This is a genomic window from Chryseobacterium lactis (assembly GCF_003815875.1).
GTDB lineage: Bacteria > Bacteroidota > Bacteroidia > Flavobacteriales > Weeksellaceae > Chryseobacterium > Chryseobacterium lactis.
In genome coordinates this window covers 3042846-3062106 of sequence record NZ_CP033924.1, presented here as the reverse complement: position 1 = coordinate 3062106, position 19261 = coordinate 3042846, and the positions used below count along the sequence as shown (strand labels likewise).

The 19261-nt window shown below is 36.6% G+C and carries 12 protein-coding genes; 4 read left to right on the top strand and 8 right to left on the bottom strand.

Features of this window, described 5'->3' with window-relative positions; all coding sequences use genetic code 11:
• Positions 1-831 carry a CPBP family intramembrane glutamic endopeptidase gene (locus EG342_RS13600; protein WP_103293052.1) on the bottom strand — a complete coding sequence of 277 codons (831 nt, stop codon included), beginning with the start codon at positions 829-831 and terminating at the stop codon, positions 1-3.
• A gap of 263 nt (positions 832-1094) precedes the next feature.
• Between EG342_RS13600 and EG342_RS13595 the strand changes: the two genes are divergently transcribed.
• Complete coding sequence (locus EG342_RS13595) at positions 1095-2690, top strand: peptide chain release factor 3 (RefSeq protein ID WP_103293053.1); 1596 nt, start codon at positions 1095-1097, stop codon at positions 2688-2690.
• Between the two features lie 71 nt (positions 2691-2761).
• On the opposite strand, the gene EG342_RS13590 is transcribed toward EG342_RS13595, so the two are convergent.
• A complete protein-coding gene (locus tag EG342_RS13590) occupies positions 2762-5023 on the bottom strand; it encodes a reprolysin-like metallopeptidase (RefSeq protein ID WP_103293054.1) in 2262 nt (753 codons plus the stop codon).
• A gap of 230 nt (positions 5024-5253) precedes the next feature.
• On the opposite strand from EG342_RS13590, the gene EG342_RS13585 reads away from it, so the two are divergent.
• A complete protein-coding gene (locus tag EG342_RS13585) occupies positions 5254-6201 on the top strand; it encodes a DUF4349 domain-containing protein (protein WP_103293055.1) in 948 nt (315 codons plus the stop codon).
• A gap of 360 nt (positions 6202-6561) precedes the next feature.
• On the opposite strand, the gene EG342_RS13580 is transcribed toward EG342_RS13585, so the two are convergent.
• Together EG342_RS13580 and EG342_RS13575 are read right to left on the bottom strand one after the other, a co-directional pair.
• On the bottom strand, positions 6562-6927 hold the full coding sequence (locus tag EG342_RS13580) for a hypothetical protein (protein ID WP_103293056.1): 366 nt from the start codon (positions 6925-6927) through the stop codon (positions 6562-6564).
• A gap of 21 nt (positions 6928-6948) precedes the next feature.
• Entirely contained in the window at positions 6949-8088 is a 1140-nt protein-coding gene (locus EG342_RS13575) for an acyl-CoA dehydrogenase (protein ID WP_103293057.1), read from the bottom strand.
• A gap of 353 nt (positions 8089-8441) precedes the next feature.
• On the opposite strand from EG342_RS13575, the gene EG342_RS13570 reads away from it, so the two are divergent.
• Positions 8442-10220 (top strand): AMP-dependent synthetase/ligase, encoded by a 1779-nt coding sequence (locus EG342_RS13570; protein ID WP_103293058.1) that lies wholly within the window; start codon positions 8442-8444, stop codon positions 10218-10220.
• Positions 10221-10408: 188 nt separating this feature from the next.
• Here the strand turns inward: EG342_RS13570 and EG342_RS13565 are convergent, their stop codons facing one another.
• Positions 10409-11185 (bottom strand): zinc ribbon domain-containing protein, encoded by a 777-nt coding sequence (locus EG342_RS13565; protein WP_103293059.1) that lies wholly within the window; start codon positions 11183-11185, stop codon positions 10409-10411.
• Between the two features lie 2 nt (positions 11186-11187).
• Entirely contained in the window at positions 11188-12285 is a 1098-nt protein-coding gene (locus EG342_RS13560) for a Nif3-like dinuclear metal center hexameric protein (RefSeq protein WP_103293060.1), read from the bottom strand.
• A gap of 62 nt (positions 12286-12347) precedes the next feature.
• On the opposite strand from EG342_RS13560, the gene EG342_RS13555 reads away from it, so the two are divergent.
• Positions 12348-13175 (top strand): ion transporter, encoded by an 828-nt coding sequence (locus tag EG342_RS13555; RefSeq protein ID WP_103293061.1) that lies wholly within the window; start codon positions 12348-12350, stop codon positions 13173-13175.
• Positions 13176-13520: 345 nt separating this feature from the next.
• On the opposite strand, the gene EG342_RS13550 is transcribed toward EG342_RS13555, so the two are convergent.
• Together EG342_RS13550 and EG342_RS13545 are read right to left on the bottom strand one after the other, a co-directional pair.
• On the bottom strand, positions 13521-15848 hold the full coding sequence (locus EG342_RS13550) for a GEVED domain-containing protein (protein WP_103293062.1): 2328 nt from the start codon (positions 15846-15848) through the stop codon (positions 13521-13523).
• A 218-nt stretch (positions 15849-16066) separates the two neighbouring features.
• Entirely contained in the window at positions 16067-19249 is a 3183-nt protein-coding gene (locus tag EG342_RS13545; protein WP_103293063.1) for a fibronectin type III domain-containing protein, read from the bottom strand.
• Between the last annotated feature and the right edge of the window lie 12 nt (positions 19250-19261).

Below are 19261 nucleotides of genomic sequence, written 5' to 3'. Positions count from 1 at the left end.
TTAAATTTCTGCATAATGTACTTTATACTTTTTCATAAAAAGATAGTAGAATAAAGAGAAAAGTACAACCCCTGCAGCTAATATCAACCATTCTGAAACATTTAAAACTTTTGCAAAGCTTTCATCTTTACCGTAAAGCACCAATAAGGATAAGGCCAGGTTATTAAAAGCGTGTAACAGTATCGGCATCAATAAAGATTTTGTTTTATGATAAACCAATCCCAGCACACAGCCCAGCATTACGGCACTGATAAACTGCCATGGATTTCCGTGTACTACTCCAAAAATAATGGAGGCATATAAAATAGCCTTCCATGGCTTTATTCCTTTATTGATCAATCCTTTCTGAATAATCCCTCTGAAAATAACTTCCTCAAAAACAGGAGCCAAAACCGAAGTCATCACGATCATAATTACGGGATCATCGGTAAGTTGATTCATAAGTCGGGTAAAATACTCATAAAATTCACCGAAAAAGGGTCCTGAAGTGGGAATTAATGATGCTACAAATTCTGAGATCAGCATCATGCCTGCCATCATAGGAAAAATCAAAAGATAGGTATAAAAATTAACGGATGATAAGTTAAAATTAAGTTTCTTTCCGGTAGTTCGTCTTACAATGAAAAAGTCAAAGAAAGCAATTGCAGCTAGAAATCCTACAGAATTTGCTACCATAAAAAACCAGTCTTTAAGCTCCAGATTTTCTCTGAAAGCCACTTTCCAAAAGAGACTGAATAAAGAAACAGCCATTGTTCCTATAAACAAACCCACCACCAACGTAACAGCACCCCACCATGTGAAGGTAAATTTTGGATATTTGCTATTTTCCATTCTTTTTTCTGTAAAAGTTTATCGAAAACAAAGATAATTTTTTTGAATGCCACAGGCAACTAAAATGGAGAAGGAAATTGGAGAATCCGGAATCAGGAGATAAGATTTAAGCCGGGAGACTTAAAGATAAGCGATAAAACTTATAGTTCCTGAACTTTCTTTCATCGATCTCAACCCTAAACCTGGATTATGCCATTAACATTATTATAATTTATTTGAAAACCTCGTAAAAAATCCCGATTTTTGCAACTTCAAAATACGATATGTCAGACTTAATCAAAGAAATACAAAAAAGAAAGACCTTCGGGATCATTTCCCACCCGGATGCCGGAAAAACCACTCTTACGGAAAAACTACTTCTTTTCGGAGGAGCTATTCAGGAAGCGGGTGCGGTAAAATCCAACAAAATTAAAAAAGGAGCTACTTCCGACTTTATGGAAATTGAGAGACAGAGAGGGATCTCGGTAGCGACTTCCGTATTGGCTTTTGAATATAAAGATCATAAAATCAATATTCTCGATACTCCCGGTCACAAAGACTTTGCTGAAGATACTTATAGAACATTAACTGCCGTAGATTCTGTAATCGTTGTTATCGACGTTGCAAAAGGGGTTGAGGAGCAAACTGAAAAACTGGTTAAGGTTTGTAGAATGAGAAACATTCCGATGCTTGTTTTTATCAACAAACTAGACCGTGAAGGGAAGGATGCTTTTGATCTATTGGATGAAGTGGAGCAAAAATTAGGTTTAAGAGTTTGTCCGCTTTCTTTGCCAATTGGTATGGGAAGTGACTTCCAGGGAATTTATAATATCTGGGAAAATAATATTCAGCTATTCTTAGAAGAGAAAAAGCAGAAAGTTGGAGATTCTATTAAGTTTGATGATATTAATGATTCTTCTATTGACGAAGTGATCGGTGAAAAAGCAGCAAAAACTTTAAGAGAAGAACTTGATCTGATCCAATCTGTTTACCCTGAATTCAACCGTGAGGATTATATGAATGGAGACCTTCAACCGGTATTCTTCGGTTCAGCGTTAAATAACTTTGGAGTTCGCGAATTATTGGATGCTTTCATTGAAATTGCACCGATGCCTCAGCCTAAGGAAAGTGATCTTCGTATGGTAAAGCCTGAAGAAAGCACTTTCACAGGATTTGTTTTCAAGATCCATGCGAATATGGATCCTAAGCACAGAGACAGACTTGCATTCGTGAAGATTGTTTCAGGAACATTTAAAAGAAATGAAAACTATTTATTGGTAAGAGAAGGCAAAAAAATGAAGTTCTCTTCTCCAAATGCTTTCTTCGCTGATAAAAAAGAAGTTGTAGAAGAAAGTTTCCCTGGTGATATTGTGGGTCTTCATGATACAGGAAGTTTCAGAATCGGCGATACTTTAACCGGTGGTGAGAAATTAAGCTTCAAAGGAATTCCAAGCTTCTCTCCTGAGCACTTCCGTTATATTAATAATAATGATCCGTTAAAAGCTAAACAATTGGCTAAAGGTATTGATCAGTTAATGGATGAAGGGGTTGCACAGCTATTTACTCTGGAAATGAATAACAGAAAGATCATCGGAACTGTAGGAGCACTTCAGTACGAGGTTATTCAATATCGTTTAGAGCATGAATATGGCGCTAAGTGTACATATGAGCCTCTATCCATGCACAAAGCATGTTGGGTGGAAGCGGATGAAAAATCTGAAGAATTTAAAGAATTTGCCAGATTGAAACAAAGATTCCTGGCAAGAGATAAGTATAATCAACTTGTATTCTTGGCAGATTCATCATTTACCATTCACATGACGCAGGAGAAATTCCCGAATGTGAAATTACATTTTATCAGTGAATTCCGAGATCATTAATCTCGTTTCTCATAAAAATAACCCGTTCAATATGATATTGAACGGGTTTCTTATAGTAAGTACTTGTGTTTTTATTTTTTAATAAGCAGTTTTCTAGAGATCTTTTGTCCTTCTTTATCTAACTGAATAATGTAAGTACCCGTCGGGAGATGTGATACATTTACTTCTTCATGAGTCTTACCACTTGTAACTTCTTTTTTAGCAGTAACCAGTTTTCCGTCTATCGCAAAAATAGTGTATGAAAAGCCCTTTCCGGATTCTGTTTCAATGGTAAAGATTCCTTTGGAAGGATTAGGATAAATCTTTATTCCGGTTTTTACTTTTTCAACTTCACTGGTTCCTAAAGTAGAATTAATAATAAAATTGGTTTTATTTACATTTAAAAAGATATTATCAATTGCTTTGATCATGATTCTTGCATTTGAAGTAGCTCCCAAATTACCCGGAACATTAAATGTGTAGGTCCCATTATTGGGTGTGCTTGCCACTAAGACATGAGGAAAAGTAAGTCCTCCATCTGTAGAAAGTAAAATTCTGACATTGGCAGTATTTACTGGAGAAAGATTGGTACCGGCTACATTCCATGTAATTGTTTTAGATTCTCCTATATTCCAAACTGTTCCTGCAGTATTTTGAGAAGTCACAACAAATGGGCCTGCCTCATCTGACACCGTTAACTTAATGTCATCCCGACCTGTTTGTCCACCCACCGGGTTATTATCCCTCACAAGTAATGAGAAGTTTAATATTCTCTCAACAGATGGCAGCTTTTCCCAGGTTCTGAAATCAGTAACATCGATAACATTGGGATCATATCCTTGTACGATCGTAGATAACCTCGGAAAATATCTGGAAGGGTCACTTGTAGCCAATATAGATCTAAACATAGGACCTTCTGAGCTTATTGGTTTAGGTGGCATAGATCTCTGCTCCTTATCCATTTGTTCCCAGTTATAGGTAATTGCATCATTATCTGCATCTGTACCGATTCCTGTGAGTACAAATGGAGTATTTACAGGAATTGTCTTATCAAGGCCCGCATTTGCTGTTGGGGCATGATTATTAGTTGTTGTGTTTACTCCACAATTTCCACCGCTTGTGATCCATGTATTAATTTCCTTAATACTGATCGCATGAAAATAAGGATCAGAATGAGATTGTACATCAGGAGGGTTGATTCCCGCATATCCCATAATTGTACTTCCGCTTCCAGGCTCCATAGCAGATTCAGGATTACTACGATACACATTATTAAATGAATGATTGCCACCAAACTGATGTCCTATTTCATGACTCACATAATCTATTACAAAAGGGTCTCCTACCGGATTAACAGAACCTGTAACGCCTGAAGCTTTATCATTAGTACAGACTGACGGCGTGCTTGCTAAGCCTTGATTTTCGGTCCACTGAGTAAAAACATGTCCAATATCATAGTTGTTCAATCCAATTATATTATTAGTAACTATAACATTCTGATTAGTCATTTGATCATCGTCACCAGCAACAAATGTATCAGTTCCTATAAAGAATAATTGATCTGTATTGGCAATGAGTTGTAGTGTTACAGAAAGTTCTTTTTCATACACTTGATTAATTCTGTTAACAGCTGTATTTACTGCGGATAATACTGCTGCTTTTTTCTGAGTATCCGTTCCTGATCCTACACCTGCCTGCTGTGCTATATATGATGTGTACCTCGCAGTAGAAGTTATTGCAAGTCTGTATTTTCGTAACAACCCATCATTTATTGTTTTCCCAACAGTATTACCATTTATTTGATTCGATAACGGCTGATCATGGTTGTCTTTAAATGAGCATTTAAATTTCTCTTGAGACTCAGCCTCTTTTCTTTCATACAAAACATAGATTTTATTATCATAAGAATAAGAATCAATATACCTTATGCCCGTTGTACTTTGTATTGTTGCATTTAATCCAAAGTACGGATCATAAGTAAAGCTAATTTTAGTTGCTGGATCATTAACCTGGCTCCCAACATATGATCTTATGTCAGGAAATCTTTTTTGCAGATCGGGATGCATGGTAGATGCTTCAAAAACTTCATAGGTATCAATTTTCCCTTTTCCATCAGGAAATTTGATAAAAGATCCTTTTACTGATTTTTTTTCACTTCGTTCCGGAGTATTTAGCAATTGTTTTCTAAGCCCATCATCGTTTAAATTAGCTAATTCATAATGAGAAAGACGTATTGATTTTTCTCTTATATTTTTCAAATCTTTTTGAGATGCTCTACTCCAAAGATTTTGTTGTGCAGTAATCATTTCCGATAAAGTAACAAAAACTGTAAGAAGTACTAATTTTATTTTCATTTCCTATTGAATAAGTAAATTTTACTTTTTCAAAATTCTCAAAAAGGAATGGTTTATTTTTTCATATATATTAAAAAGCGTATTTGCCTTTATTTTTTTGTAAAATTCTTGTAAAATGATTATAAACAACTGATTTAAAATCAATTATAATTTACCAGCAGAATACATCCTATTTACAAATGCTTAGAAGTCTTCATGCCTAATTTTACTTCATCAAAAAAATTAATGTTATGAAAAAGTTCATATTACTGGTTGCTGTATCAAGCACTTTTATCATGTGTAAAAAGGGTGGCGTTTCACAATCTAAAGCTGAAGAAGCTCTACACACTATAGACAGTACAGCCACTATTGCAACAGATGCTATTGATAATGCTGGTGCAACAGTTGATAAAGCCCTTGACTCAGCCAATATTAAAGTAAAAGATTTTGAAAATACTAAAAACGATATCCGGGAGAAAATACAAAACACGTCAAAAATCGTTGATTCCCTAACTGATAAAATCGCTTCTACTAAGCTGGAATCAAAAGTGGAAAAAAAGGATTCAACAAAAAAAGCTGAAAAAATCATTGTCAATGTACCTGCTCCCAAGGTTATCAAAGAAACCAAAGTTGTTTATAAAGAAAAGCCTAAAAATGACAGCTATGAATTGAATAGGTCAAAAGACAGAATGGTAAAATCCGGGCAAATCTCCATCAAAGCCGATAATGCAGAAACAGTAAAGGAAATCATCAAAGAAGAAGCCATTAAAAACAATGGTTACATCAAAAGTGAAGATCTTTCTTACATTGAGTCAGCCGATCGCAGACGCGAAGATCAAAAGGTATATAGTATTGACATCAAAGTTCCGATCCAAAATTTTGATTATCTGATGAATGCCCTCAGCGATAATATTGGAGACATTGAAAGTAAAAACATTCAGGTTTCCGGAAATAATTATACCGATAATACCATTTGTAGTATTTCAGTAAGCCTTACTGATAAAGCAGATATTGAAAAACAACCTACTACTTTCGGGGAAAAATCCTTTGCCGCAGTTTCATCCGGCTGGGAGGTGATTACATCCATCTTTCTATTTATTCTACCGCTATGGCCTTTATTCCTGATTGGTGGTATCGGTTACTATTTTTATAAAAAGAAAAGTAAAAACGTTTCTGATAAGGGTTCAGATCAGATTTAACACTTAAAGTCCATCTGCATAAGGTGGATTTTTTGTTTATATTTTTTAAATCATCGAAATTTAAAAAATATTATGCAAAAGTTTTTTGATGGGCGTGGTTGAGATCCTTACAGGATGACAAAACGAGTTGGTAAAACAAATAATGTAACATAACAGATAAAGATCATCGTGTTATTTGTGTTTTCTTGTAAGTTTTGGCTAAAGCCAGATGAATTTTAATTTTATATTGATCGAGTGGGCTAAAGCCCACTCCTATTGATATAAACAGGTAAATATTGAAATGTAAAAGGAATATAATCTAATTACATCAATACCTATCTTAATAGAAAAGGCTTCCAATTTTCATTGAAAGCCTTTTTGTTATTTCATATTCACAATTTTATCTACGACAAACTTTGTGTTTCCTCTCCAGGGAAGAGCGCCGTTGTATTCTTTGTAATGAAGATCGAAGGTCTTACCACTGTTGGTTTCCAATTGCTTGAAAACTTCAGGGTCATCTACAGAAAATTCAAACTCATAGCTTGTAATACCTCCTGCTTTTCCTTTTCCGAAACCTTCCTGAATCAGTTTACCTTCATACGTTTTGAAGACATAACCTTTCTTCATGGCATAATTCAGATAGCCTGACTTCACTCCTTCTCCAAAAACGAAGAAATATTTATACCATACAAATACTCCTAACAATAGCAGTACGACACCAAGGGTGATCCACAAAGATTTTTTCATAGTAGTGTGTTTATAATATTTTTATTTTGCGATACTTCTTGAGATCACGATTTTCTGGATTTCAGAAGTTCCTTCGTAGATCTGAGTGATTTTTGCATCTCTCATTAATCTTTCTACGTGGTATTCTTTCACATATCCATATCCACCATGAACCTGTACTGCTTCAATAGTAGTATCCATTGCTACCTGAGAAGCGTATAATTTTGCCATTGCTCCGCTTTCAGAGATATCTTTTCCTGCATCTTTTTCACATGCTGCTTTGAAACATAACATTCTTGCTGCAGTGATCTGAGTTGCCATATCAGCTAATTTGAAAGCAATCGCCTGATGGTTGATAATTTCAGTTTTGAATGCTTTTCTTGTTTTAGCATATTTCAAAGCCAATTCGTAAGCTCCTGAAGCAATACCTAAAGCCTGAGAAGCGATACCGATTCTACCACCATTCAATACAGCCATTGCAAAATTGAAACCAAAACCGTCTTCACCGATTCTGTTTTCTTTAGGAACTTTTACATTGTTAAAGATCAAAGAATGCGTATCACTTCCTCTGATTCCCAATTTGTCTTCTTTTACTCCAACTTCAAAACCTTCCCATCCTCTTTCTACGATGAATGCATTGATTCCTTTATGTTTTTTCTCAGGATCCGTCTGAGCGATTACGATATAATAAGAAGCTGTTCCACCGTTTGTGATCCAGTTTTTAATCCCGTTTAAAAGGTAGTAATCTCCTTTGTCTTCAGCTGTTGTCTTCTGAGAAGTAGCATCAGAACCGGCTTCCGGCTCAGATAAAGCAAAAGCTCCGATTACCTGTCCGCTTGCCAGAGGAGTAAGATATTTTACTTTTTGTTCTTCGGAAGCAAATTTTTCAAGACCGGCACAAACCAATGAATTGTTTACAGACATTACAACAGCTGCAGAAGCATCTATTTTTGCAATCTCCTCCATTGCCAGCACGTAAGAAACGCTGTCCATACCTGCACCTCCGTATTTTGGATCAACCATCATTCCCAAAAGGCCCATTTCGCCCATTTTCTTCACCTGCTCTGTAGGGAATTTCTGGTCGCGGTCTCTTTCAATAACTCCAGGTAATAGTTCATTTTGTGCAAAATCTCTTGCCGCCTGCTGAATCATCAGCTGTTCTTCTGATAAATTAAAGTCCATAAAAAAAATAATTAGATAGCCGTAAATTTACACTTTTTAAGCAAATATGAAAAATAAATTAAAACTTGGAAAAACGCCTGAAGAAAGCAAATTGGAAGCTCCTGTGAATTCGGGTGATAAGAGGCTGCGCCAATACAAAATGTAAAAACAAAATTCCATAAAACTCCACTTTTATAGACATTTTCTGATTGAAAATTTTAACTATCACAACTTCCTTCTAAAAGCTTCAGGCACTCTTTTTGATAAAAAGTATTATGGTAGGCATTTAACTAATTTTCAATTATTAAATTCAAGTTTTTGCAATTAAAAAAAATGCTTATATTTAGATTTCTTTATAAATTACATAAAAAATCATGACGATCAAGAGATTATTCGATATTCCGCATTACGCTTTAGAAAAATATCCTAAAACGGACATGTTCGTAACCAAATATCATGGGGAATGGAAAAAAACTTCTACGCAGGAGTTTATAAATGAGGGAAATAAAATATCCCGAGGATTACTAAAGCTAGGTATAAAACCGGGTGATAAGATCGCTTTGATAACCACCAACTCCCGTACAGAATGGGCCATAATGGATTTTGGGCTTTCTCAGATCGGAGTTGTTTCAGTACCGGTTTACCCAAGTATTTCTCCGGAAGATTATGAATTTATTTTCAACAATGCAGAAATACAGTATTGCTTTGTATCTGATAAAGATTTGCTTAATAAGGTAATGAAGGTAAAACATAATATTCCCAGCCTGCAGGGTATTTTTACTTTCGATAATATAAGCGGAGCTGCCAATTGGAGTGAAATTCTGGATCTGGGCAAGGATGAATCCACGCAAATTGAAGTAGATGATTTGTCTAATGCTATCAATACTGAAGATCTGGCTACTATCATTTATACTTCGGGAACCACAGGTAGACCAAAAGGGGTTATGTTGACCCATAATAATATCGTTTCTAATGTATTGGGTTCTATCCCTAGAATTCCAAAGAAAAAAAGTTTAGATTATAAGGACAGCAGAGCATTGAGCTTTCTTCCCATCTGCCACATCTTTGAAAGAATGCTATTTTACCTTTATCAGTACAATGGTTTTTCCATCTATTTTGCCGAAAGCATCGAAAAAATGGGTGAAAATGTGAAAGAGGTAAAGCCTCATTATATGACTGTAGTCCCAAGGCTGGTAGAAAAAGTATACGATAAAATCTACAATACAGGTTCTTCTGCCGGCGGATTGAAATCAAAAATATTCTTCTGGGCATTAAACTTAATATCCAAGAAAAAAGGCATTTCAAGACCATCCGGAATTCAGGAAATTATCGCCGACAAATTGGTATTTTCCAAGTGGAGAGAAGGTCTGGGAGGTGAAATCATCACCCTTGTCTCAGGATCAGCAGCTTTATCTACAAGGCTTAATTTAATCTTTCAAAACGCCGGAATTCCGATTTTGGAAGGATATGGATTAACGGAAACATCTCCCGTAATTTCTGTAAACAGTTTTGAAAAAATGAAGGTAGGAACTGTAGGAGTACCATTGGATAATTTAAAGGTAAAAATCCAGGAAGATGGTGAAATTACGGTAAAAGGACCCTCTGTCTTCAAAGGCTATTTCCAGAATGAGGAAATGACTAAGGATGCATTTACAGAAGACGGATTCTTCAAAACCGGAGATATCGGACACATCGACACGGACGGCTTTTTACAAATCACCGACCGTAAGAAGGAAATGTTCAAAACTTCCGGTGGTAAATATATTGCCCCACAAACGATTGAAAATTTAGCAAAAGCTTCAAAATTTATCGAACAGATTATGGTAGTAGGTGATGGTGAAAAAATGCCTTGCGCATTGGTACAACCTGATTTTGACTTTGCCAAAAGCTGGGCGATGAGAAACAATTTGAATATCGGTTCCACACCTGAGGAAATTGCAAAAAGCCCCGAGCTGAAGCAAAGAATTGAAAAGGAAATTGACGGAATCAATGAGCATCTTGGAAACTGGGAAAAAATTAAAAGAATAGAGCTCACTCCTGAGGTATGGAGCATTGAAGCCGGACTTCTTACTCCTACTTTAAAGCTGAAAAGAAAGGCTGTAAAAGAGAAATTTATGGATCTTTACAATAAGATGTATGAGCATCATGAATAAAAATACTAACCGCTTCTTTTGGAGCGGTTTTTTTATGAGTTTAAATTGGGTTATTGGGCATATTAATCATTGAATGGGCTTTAGCCTATTCCTATTGATGTGAATTTGTGTTATTCGTGTTTCAGCATTCAACAAAACAAAAAAGCTGTCTCATTTCTGAAACAGCTTTGTATTGTAAAAATCAATAATTAGAATTTAATTACAGATTTCATTCTTTCGTTTTCTTCCATTACCAACTCATCGTCAACAAGGATTTTCCCTGAGTGCTCATCGATAATGATTTTCTTTCTCTGAGCAATTTCCATTTGCTTTTGAGGTGGAATCGTAAAGAAAGATCCTTTTGGAGCTCCTCTTTCTAATCCTACTACTGCTAAACCATTGATAGAGCTTGTTCTGATTCTGTTGTAAGAAGCTAATAATCTCTCGTCAATTTTACCAGCGAACTCTTTAGATTGCTCTAAAAGATATTCTTCTTCTTTTTGAGTTTCAGAGACAAGACCTTCTAATTCTTCTTTCTTGAATTTCAAGTGATTTTTTAAATCATCAATCTTTGCATTCAATTCGCTTAAAGTTTCATTTTTGTGAGCAATTTTAACTCCGAATTCTTTAATTCTTTTTTCAGCAAGTTGAATTTCCAAATCCTGGAATTCCATTTCTTTTCCTAATGCTTCAAACTCTTTGTTGTTTCTTACATTATCCTGTTGAGATTTGTATTTCTCAATTAAAGTTTTCGCATGGTTAATAACTTCATGCTTTGTTTTGATCTGATCATCCTGATCTTTGATATCTGCATGAAATTTTTCAGCTCTTTTTTCAAGACCTTCAATCTCGATTTCAAGATCTTCAACTTCAATTGGCAACTCTCCTCTGGTATTTCGGATTTCATCCAATCTTGAATCAATGATCTGTAAATCGTATAAAGCTCTTAATTTTTCTTCAACTGAAATATCGTTGGTTTTTGCCATATTTAAATGAAATAATTTACTGGGTTTGTTTTTTCAATAGATTTTGAAATTGCAAATGTACTAAATTTTTGTGATAAAATTTCAAATAATTGTTGACTTACAAATTGTTCTGATTCATAATGTCCTATATCACAGATCATCATTTTAGACTCTGCTAAAAAATAATCATGATATTTAATATCTCCGGTCAGGTAAGCGTCACATTTTTTGGAAATTGCGGATCTGATTCCACTGGCTCCGGAACCTCCCAGAACCCCTACTCTTTTAATTTTTTTACTGTCAAAAGAAGAATGTTTGATCACTTCAAGATTGAATTTTTCTTTTACAAACTTCAGGAAATCCTTTTCATCCATTTCTTCTTCCAGATCACCATACATACCCAATCCTACATGCTGATTCTTATTATCAAGGCTATAGATCTGATGTGCCACTTCTTCATAAGGATGAGCTGCTTTCATTGCCCCAACGATTTGTCCTTGTTTATAGCTTTCAAAAATTACAGAAATCATGTCTTCGTCGGCATTTTCACGAATATTCTGCTGTCCGGAAAAAGGATTTGATCCTTCTACAGGTCTAAACGTTCCGTTTCCATTAATCTTGAAACTACATTCGTCATAAAATCCAATATTTCCAGCTCCTGCAGAAAATAAGGCTTCTTTCACTTTTTCAGAATAATCTTTTGGTACAAAAACCGTCAGTTGCTTTAAATTATTTTCTTTAGGCTGAAGAATCTTCATATTCTTTAATCCCAGTTGACTGCATATTCCGTGGTTTACCCCAAAGAAATCGTTATCAAATGCAGTGTGGATGGCATAGATGGCAATTTTATTTTCGATGGCCTTTAAAACGGCTCTTTCGACATAGTTTTTCCCTGTTAAAGATTTTAATCCTGAAAAAATAATGGGATGGAAACATACGATCAGGTTACAATTTCTTTCAATCGCCTCATCTACTACATTTTCCAGGGCATCATGACAAACGAGAATTCCCGATACATTACGATCCGGAACCCCGCACAACAATCCTACATTATCAAAATCTTCTGCCTGTTGTAACGGAATAAGCTTATCTATTTCTGCAATTACTTTTCTTATTGTCATTTTATTCTGTATGTTTGCTACGAAAATAACGATAATTTGTTAATTTAGAAAAAACATTAAACATGGAAAGAGAGCACAATCTTGTTCCTGAAGATGCCCTCTGGAAAAGATTTCTTTACCGAATCATCTATCGTTCCGATACCAGACTCGGAAAACTCTTCGACATCCTATTATTATCACTGATTGTTGCAAGTACCGCCATTATCATGATGGAAAGTGTACCTCAGCTCGATAAAAGATTTCATTATATCTTCCTGGTTCTGGAGTGGATCATATCTATCTTTTTCACTCTTGAATATTCTATGAGGATTGCTGTAGTAAAGAATAAGAAGGGTTATATTTTTAGTTTTCTGGGGATAATAGATTTTCTTGCATTGGCACCGTTCTTTCTGAGCTTCTTTTTTCCGATTACGAAATACTTTCTGATCTTCAGAATGCTGAGAATGTTGAGAATCTTCAGGATTTTCAACTTAATGGATTTCATGAACGATGGTTACCTCATCGTAAGGGCGTTAAAAAACAGTTCCAGAAAAATATATATCTTCCTTTTATTTCTGATCATCTTTTCTGTCATTGTAGGTTCACTGATGTTTATGGTGGAAGGTGGAAGACAAGGATTTGAAACCATTCCGCAATCTATTTATTGGGCCGTAGTAACCGTAACTACCGTTGGATATGGCGATGTATCTCCTATCACGCCATTGGGAAAGCTTTTTGCAGTTGTCCTGATGTTGGCCGGTTATTCTATTATTGCAGTTCCTACCGGAATTGTAACAGCAGAGATGAGAAATAAAAGACAGAACCTGGAAAAGATCTGCGAGCGTTGTGGAAATGAAGATATTGATGATGATGCACGGTATTGCAAGCAGTGTGGCAAGAAATTAGCTTAATATTTGATATCAATTAAATTTATTCACCAAATACCACAAAATCATGGAACCAGAAAAGAAAAACAAACCAAATAGTTTAGTCGTCATTCTTTTTGCATTAGTCGTGCTAATGATTATCGTTTATTTCATTCTTGCAATGTTCTTCCCTACTGTTTTCGACCTTATGAATAAAGGGGAAATACAGCCGGTACCTAACAAATGATAAAAATAAGCAATGGATAATGAATGATAAGTGATATGTAGAAAGGATACCATATAAAGCTGAGCGAAATTTTGCTCAGCTTTTTTACGTACAAAAAAAGACGGATCAAATGACCCGTCTTTGTATTTTCTGTAAATAATCAATTATTTTTTAATTGCTTTAACCGTCTGTCTTTTCCCATCTTTCATCTCTAAAGTTACCATATACATTCCTTGTTGTAAATCATTTAAATGTATTGTAGAACCAGGATTTGTAATGGTTTTTAACAATCTTCCCGAAACATCCGTTACCGAAATACTCTTGATGTTTTTTACATCAGAAATATTCAGTACATCTGTAAATGGATTAGGATATACTTTGATCTCATTATTCTTCTGACCAACTTCTGATGTCGCCAGATTTGAATTGGTAATACTGATATCATCAAGGTAAAGCCTGTACTGATTAGCATCTGAATATGCATTAAATCCAAAATAATACACTCCTGTTGCAGGAACAGTAAATGTTAAAGATTCTGTATGGGCAGTATTATCATCAATTGATGGATAGTCTGCCACCGGATTCGTCATTGCCGATGCATCTGCGGAAGTTCCAAAAGCAACCTTTAGCTTTTCAATATAGTCTGTCGAGTTATTTCCATATTTATAGCTAATGGTATACTGTACTCCTGCCGTTAAGCTCACTCCCTGAGTAAAGAACCAGGCATCTGCCGGATTAGAGAAACTATAGCTATATTTCAGAACATTGGTAGAGAACCCCTGAATATCTGTAGGTGCAGAATCTGTTTCCCAATTATTTCCTGACCCTGCATTTACATTAGTAGTACAGCCCGGGAGATTCGGAGTGGTAACATTTTCAAAATCCAACGTATAAGGAAGACCTGAACTAGAACATAAAGTAGTAAATGTAGCATAATCACTCCATGAACTTTTATCAGATGCACTGCACGCTGATCTTACCCATACATAGTAAGGAGTAAAAGCAGATAAAGATGGTATATTATAAGTGGTAGCCATAACTCCTGTTGCATTAGGAACGCTTGTTGCACCCGGAGCCGTGTTAGTAGTGCTGTAATAAACATCATACCCATTGGCTGGAACAGGATTCGCTGCTGTCCAGGAAACTGTAGCGCCTGCCACTGTAATATTTGAAATAGTTAATGCACCAGGCTCACTACATGTAGGTGTGACATCAATTTTAATATCATCAACATACAGGCTATTCATATTGGCATCAGAGTAAGCATTAAATCCGACATAATAAACACCGGTAGTCGTAGGCGTAAAATCTACAAAAGTATTTGTTGCTGTACTCGTAGTAATATCCGGATGGTCTGCTAACGCGTTGGTCATACCCGCACCTGTTGCTGAAGAACCATAAGCTACTTTTAATTTTTCTGGATAAACGGTTGTACCTGGAGAATTTGCATATTTATATTTAATTCTATAGCTAACTCCTGCGGTAAGATTTAAACCTGGAGTAAAAAACCAAGTATTGGCCGGATCTGAATAACTGTATGAATAACGAAGTGTTTTACCTGTAAAGCCATAGTCATTATAGTCCTCAGTTTCCCATTCATTACCAGAACCTTCATTAACAACTTCGGTACAAAGTGGTACTGCCGGCACAATCGAATTTTCAAAATCCTGAACATAAGGCAGATTCACACTAGTACAAGCTGTAGCAAATGTTGCCATCTGCGACCATGAACTTCTATCGGTTGTACTACAAACCGATCGTGCCCAAACATGATAAACTGTACCTGCGGCCAGTGATGACAGGTTCGCTGTCAGTGTACTGCTTGTTCCTGAAGCAGGAGTATTTGCAGTAGGAAATGTACCTGATGAAGAATAATAGTATTCGTATCCGCTGCCCGGAGCAGATGAAGGAGCTGTCCATGCGACCTGAGCAGAGTTTGAGGTAATTGCAGAAACAGTTAAAGCCGTTGGAGCAAAGCAAGTAGGAACGGCCCCGATCACTACGGTGTAATCATGTGCCTCACCAAACCCATCTGTATTACAAGGAATGGGCTGTTCTAAAAACCGATCCCCCACTCTCATTCTGTACGTTCCGGGATTAACCGTAGCAGGAATAGTTATAGTAGCTGAAGTAATGTTCTGCCCAGTGGCACCATCACTACTTCCTGAAGCCACAAGTTCTGGATCCGCGTCGTCAAAAGTTCCGTCATTGTTGTAATCAATCCAGATACGTACATTCTGGCTGCTATAGCCATGAGTAATCATAAAGTCATAGCTTACACCTGCATTCAGATTAATAATCATAGAAGTATAATCTCCGTACGATCCTGAAGAACAGCTTGTGTTTTGATGACTGAATCCGGCTGAAGGAATTACAAAGGAATCAATTTCATCCCCGCCGCTACAGCCACTGGCGAATGCTGGTGTGCAATAATTTTGCGCAAAAGAAAAAATACCAGCCATTAAAAAATTAATCAGTAAAATCTTTTTCATATAATAATATTAATCAATCAAATCTAGTAAAATTCAATAATAAAAATATTAAAAAAATAAATTAAATACATTGAAAAATAAAATTTAATAAACAAACAATAATATATAAATTGAATTTATTATCTCAAAAACCCAATTACATTGAATTTTTTAAATTAACACAATAAAAAAAGAGACTTCCCGGGTAAGGAAGTCTCTTAAGCTATTTTACTAAGAATTTATTTCTTAATTGCTTTTACGGTTTGTGTAGTTCCGTCTTTCATATTCAATACTACTAAATACATTCCTTCTTTTAAATCTCTTAATTGAAGAACTGAAGAAGGTGTTTCGATTGTTTTCACAACTCTTCCCGCCACGTCAATAATAGAGACAGATTTTACTTTAGAAATATCAGAAATGTTTAATGTATCTGAGAATGGGTTAGGATATACCTTAACTTCGTTTTTAGCTGTTTTAACTTCAGAAGTTGACAGGTTACCAAACTGATAAACAAAATCATCAAGGTAAACACTATTTGCAGGTGATCCTGTATGTTTCAGCACAAGCTTATTAACTCCTGCAGGAACTCCTGTAATATTCAATGAATAACTATCCATAGTACTGGTACTTGTTGATGTGTAAGTTCCTAATACGACAAAAGAAGAAGTATTTGCAGGATCTGTCAAATATCCGATCTGAACAACTCCACCTATTGTAAAGTTGGCTTTTCCTTTGAAATTAAGTGTATAATTATTAGAATCCAAATTAAGAAGTTCCGGAGTCGCTACCATTCCTACATTAGTAGTACTTGTGTAAAGATACAGTGCATTTGGTGCACTCGATACTCCTCCTGAGTAAGCAGATACTTTTGCATAAGAAGTCATAGAACCAATACTTGTCCAGCATCCAGGAAGCCCATCAACAGCTGTAGTATCAAAGTTTTCACTCAATGTCTGTACGGCTACGCAAGCTGTTGTAAAGCTTACAGAAGTAGACCAGATACTCTTATCAGTAGCACTACATACTGATCTTACCCACAGATAATAAGTGGTAGCAGGTGATAACCCAGATAAAGGAGCCGAAGTAGTGGCACTATTTCCGGATGCCGTTGTTGAAGCTGTAGGCGCTGTATTGGTAGTAGAATAATAGTATTCGTATCCAATTCCTGGTGTAGCTGTAGGCGCAGTCCACGAAGCATTAGCTCCTGTAGTGGTAATAGCAGAAACAGAAAGAGCTGAAGGTTCAAAACATGTAGGAGTGACATCTATATTAATATCATCAACATAGATTTGATTCATATTAGCCGCAGAATAAGCCTGGAATCCAAAATAATAAACTCCTGTTGCCGTTGGTGTAAAGTCTGTATAGGTACCTGTAGCTACTCCACCGGTTGCAATATTTGAATGATCAGCTAATGTATTTGTCATCCCTGCACTTGTTGCAGAAGACCCATAAGCCACTTTTAATTTTTCAATATATGTTGTTCCTGATGAATTGGCATATTTATATTTAATTCTGTAGCTAACTCCTGCGGTAAGGTTAAGACCTTGGGTAAAGAACCAAGTATTGGCCGCATTAGAACTATTGTATGAATAATTAAGGGCTTTACCTGTAAAACCGGTTGGAGCAGTAGCTGTTTTCCAAAGATTTCCTGAACCACTGTTGATCACTGCTGTACACATTGGTAAAGCCGGTGTAGTAACATTTTCAAAATCTAATGTATAAGGTAAGTTGGTTGCAGTACACACGGTCTGGAATGATCTCACCGTACAGGCAGTAGCAGGCCCTGCATTGGCAGCAGTATATCCTGTTACAGAATAGTAATATGTACTTGAATTATTTAAAGGTGTTGTTAAAGTATACGTATTATTGGTACCACCGGCAATGTCCGTATCAAGAACATCATTTCCTCCTGAAGTGGTTCCTATTTTTAATTTATAACCACTGACACCGTTTATTGCGTTCCAGGTTATTGTAGGGGTAGTGCTTAATCCGCTTGCATTAGATGCAGGTGCAGTAACGGTAGGACAAAGTCCCAATGTTGTAAAGTTTGCAGAACTGGACCATACCCCTTTATCTACTCCGTTACAATTTGCTCGTACCCAATAATAATACTGAGTAGCAGGAGTTAAACCTGATACATTGGCAGTCGTTACACCGGCTCCTACAGAGCCTGAAGGTGTAGCAGCCGCACTTGGAGCCGTTGAAGATGTTGCGTAATAGTATTCATAACCATTACCCGGAGCTGATGTAGAAGCTGTCCAGCTAATCGTTGCTGTTTCCGGAGTTAATGCAGACGATGAAAGGCCTGTTACAGTACTGGCACAATTAAGAGCTGTGGTAAAAGACCCAGCAGTTGCATATCCATTACCGCTTCCTGCTGCATTGGGAATATGAGAATACATGGACTGAGCAGAACCATTTAAAGCTTGAACCTGAACCTGATAGGTTGTATTTTGAGTTAATCCGGAAATTGAAGCCGTGGCAGCTGAAACCGGATTACCAGCAAGATCAGTCCAATCGCAGCTTCCTAAAGCTCTGTACTGAACATTGTAAGCCGTAGCACCTGTTGGGGCAGTCCAGTTTACAGTAGCACCATTATTTGTTATTCCGGTTGTAGCGGCAAAAGTCCTTACCGGCAACAAAGTCCCCGGAGTCCAGGAATATTGTAACCCCGTTGGGATTTTAACATTTGCGTTTGTTGTGCTTGAAAAAATCATTGCACTGGTGCTGGCGTTCCCGGTTACTGCTTTAGACCAATCACATGTCGTTCCGGATGGTACATTACCAATCATCAGAGCGCTTACGTTGCTGGCAAAAGTAGTACTATTTCCTCTAATCCCTACCTGTGGTGTACTATTCGTAGTACTGGTTCCGGGATCCGTACAGTTTCCATATATCACCTTTATTTCACCCGTAGCATACACTAAACGGATCTGAAAATTCAGTCTTTCACTAGATCTGTTGCTGTAGTTGGCATGATCCTGCCATTGTACAACAAATTCGGTTCCTAAATCCTCATATCTAACCTCATGGTTACCGGGAGGCTGTGTTGTATCTGCCGAATAAAAACCTCCATCCTGTCCAAAAGCAGAAATTGCGCCCGTCGTTGACCCCAAGCTTGATAGCGGAGTATAGTTTGTTCCTACCGGTGCTGCTCCAAAGGTTATAAATCCGTTGGCACTTACATAACATGTTGTCATGGCAACGCCACCGAAGTTAAACGGTGAGGACAGTGTAATTGCTGCTGAAACATCATTATCATAAGTAGTATTCGCCCCAGAAGGAAAAAGTTTTGTTCCTCCCGTAATCGGTACGTAAGTTTGCCCCGTACTTTTGGCAAAAGAATAATTGGCGACATTTGTTTGTGCATAGGCTCCCATACTCAGGAGTGCCATGCACGATAGTAAAAGTTTTTTCATACAATAGTAAAA

Coding starts and splice junctions, on each gene's coding strand:
- EG342_RS13565 (WP_103293059.1), bottom strand. CDS start 11,185: ATGGCAAAAACCAACGATATTTCAGTTGAAGAAAAATTAAGAGCTTTA.
- EG342_RS13560 (WP_103293060.1), bottom strand. CDS start 12,285: ATGACAATAAGAAAAGTAATTGCAGAAATAGATAAGCTTATTCCGTTA.
- EG342_RS13585 (WP_103293055.1), top strand. CDS start 5,254: ATGAAAAAGTTCATATTACTGGTTGCTGTATCAAGCACTTTTATCATG.
- EG342_RS13595 (WP_103293053.1), top strand. CDS start 1,095: ATGTCAGACTTAATCAAAGAAATACAAAAAAGAAAGACCTTCGGGATC.
- EG342_RS13575 (WP_103293057.1), bottom strand. CDS start 8,088: ATGGACTTTAATTTATCAGAAGAACAGCTGATGATTCAGCAGGCGGCA.
- EG342_RS13545 (WP_103293063.1), bottom strand. CDS start 19,249: ATGAAAAAACTTTTACTATCGTGCATGGCACTCCTGAGTATGGGAGCC.
- EG342_RS13570 (WP_103293058.1), top strand. CDS start 8,442: ATGACGATCAAGAGATTATTCGATATTCCGCATTACGCTTTAGAAAAA.
- EG342_RS13600 (WP_103293052.1), bottom strand. CDS start 831: ATGGAAAATAGCAAATATCCAAAATTTACCTTCACATGGTGGGGTGCT.
- EG342_RS13550 (WP_103293062.1), bottom strand. CDS start 15,848: ATGAAAAAGATTTTACTGATTAATTTTTTAATGGCTGGTATTTTTTCT.
- EG342_RS13555 (WP_103293061.1), top strand. CDS start 12,348: ATGGAAAGAGAGCACAATCTTGTTCCTGAAGATGCCCTCTGGAAAAGA.
- EG342_RS13580 (WP_103293056.1), bottom strand. CDS start 6,927: ATGAAAAAATCTTTGTGGATCACCCTTGGTGTCGTACTGCTATTGTTA.
- EG342_RS13590 (WP_103293054.1), bottom strand. CDS start 5,023: ATGAAAATAAAATTAGTACTTCTTACAGTTTTTGTTACTTTATCGGAA.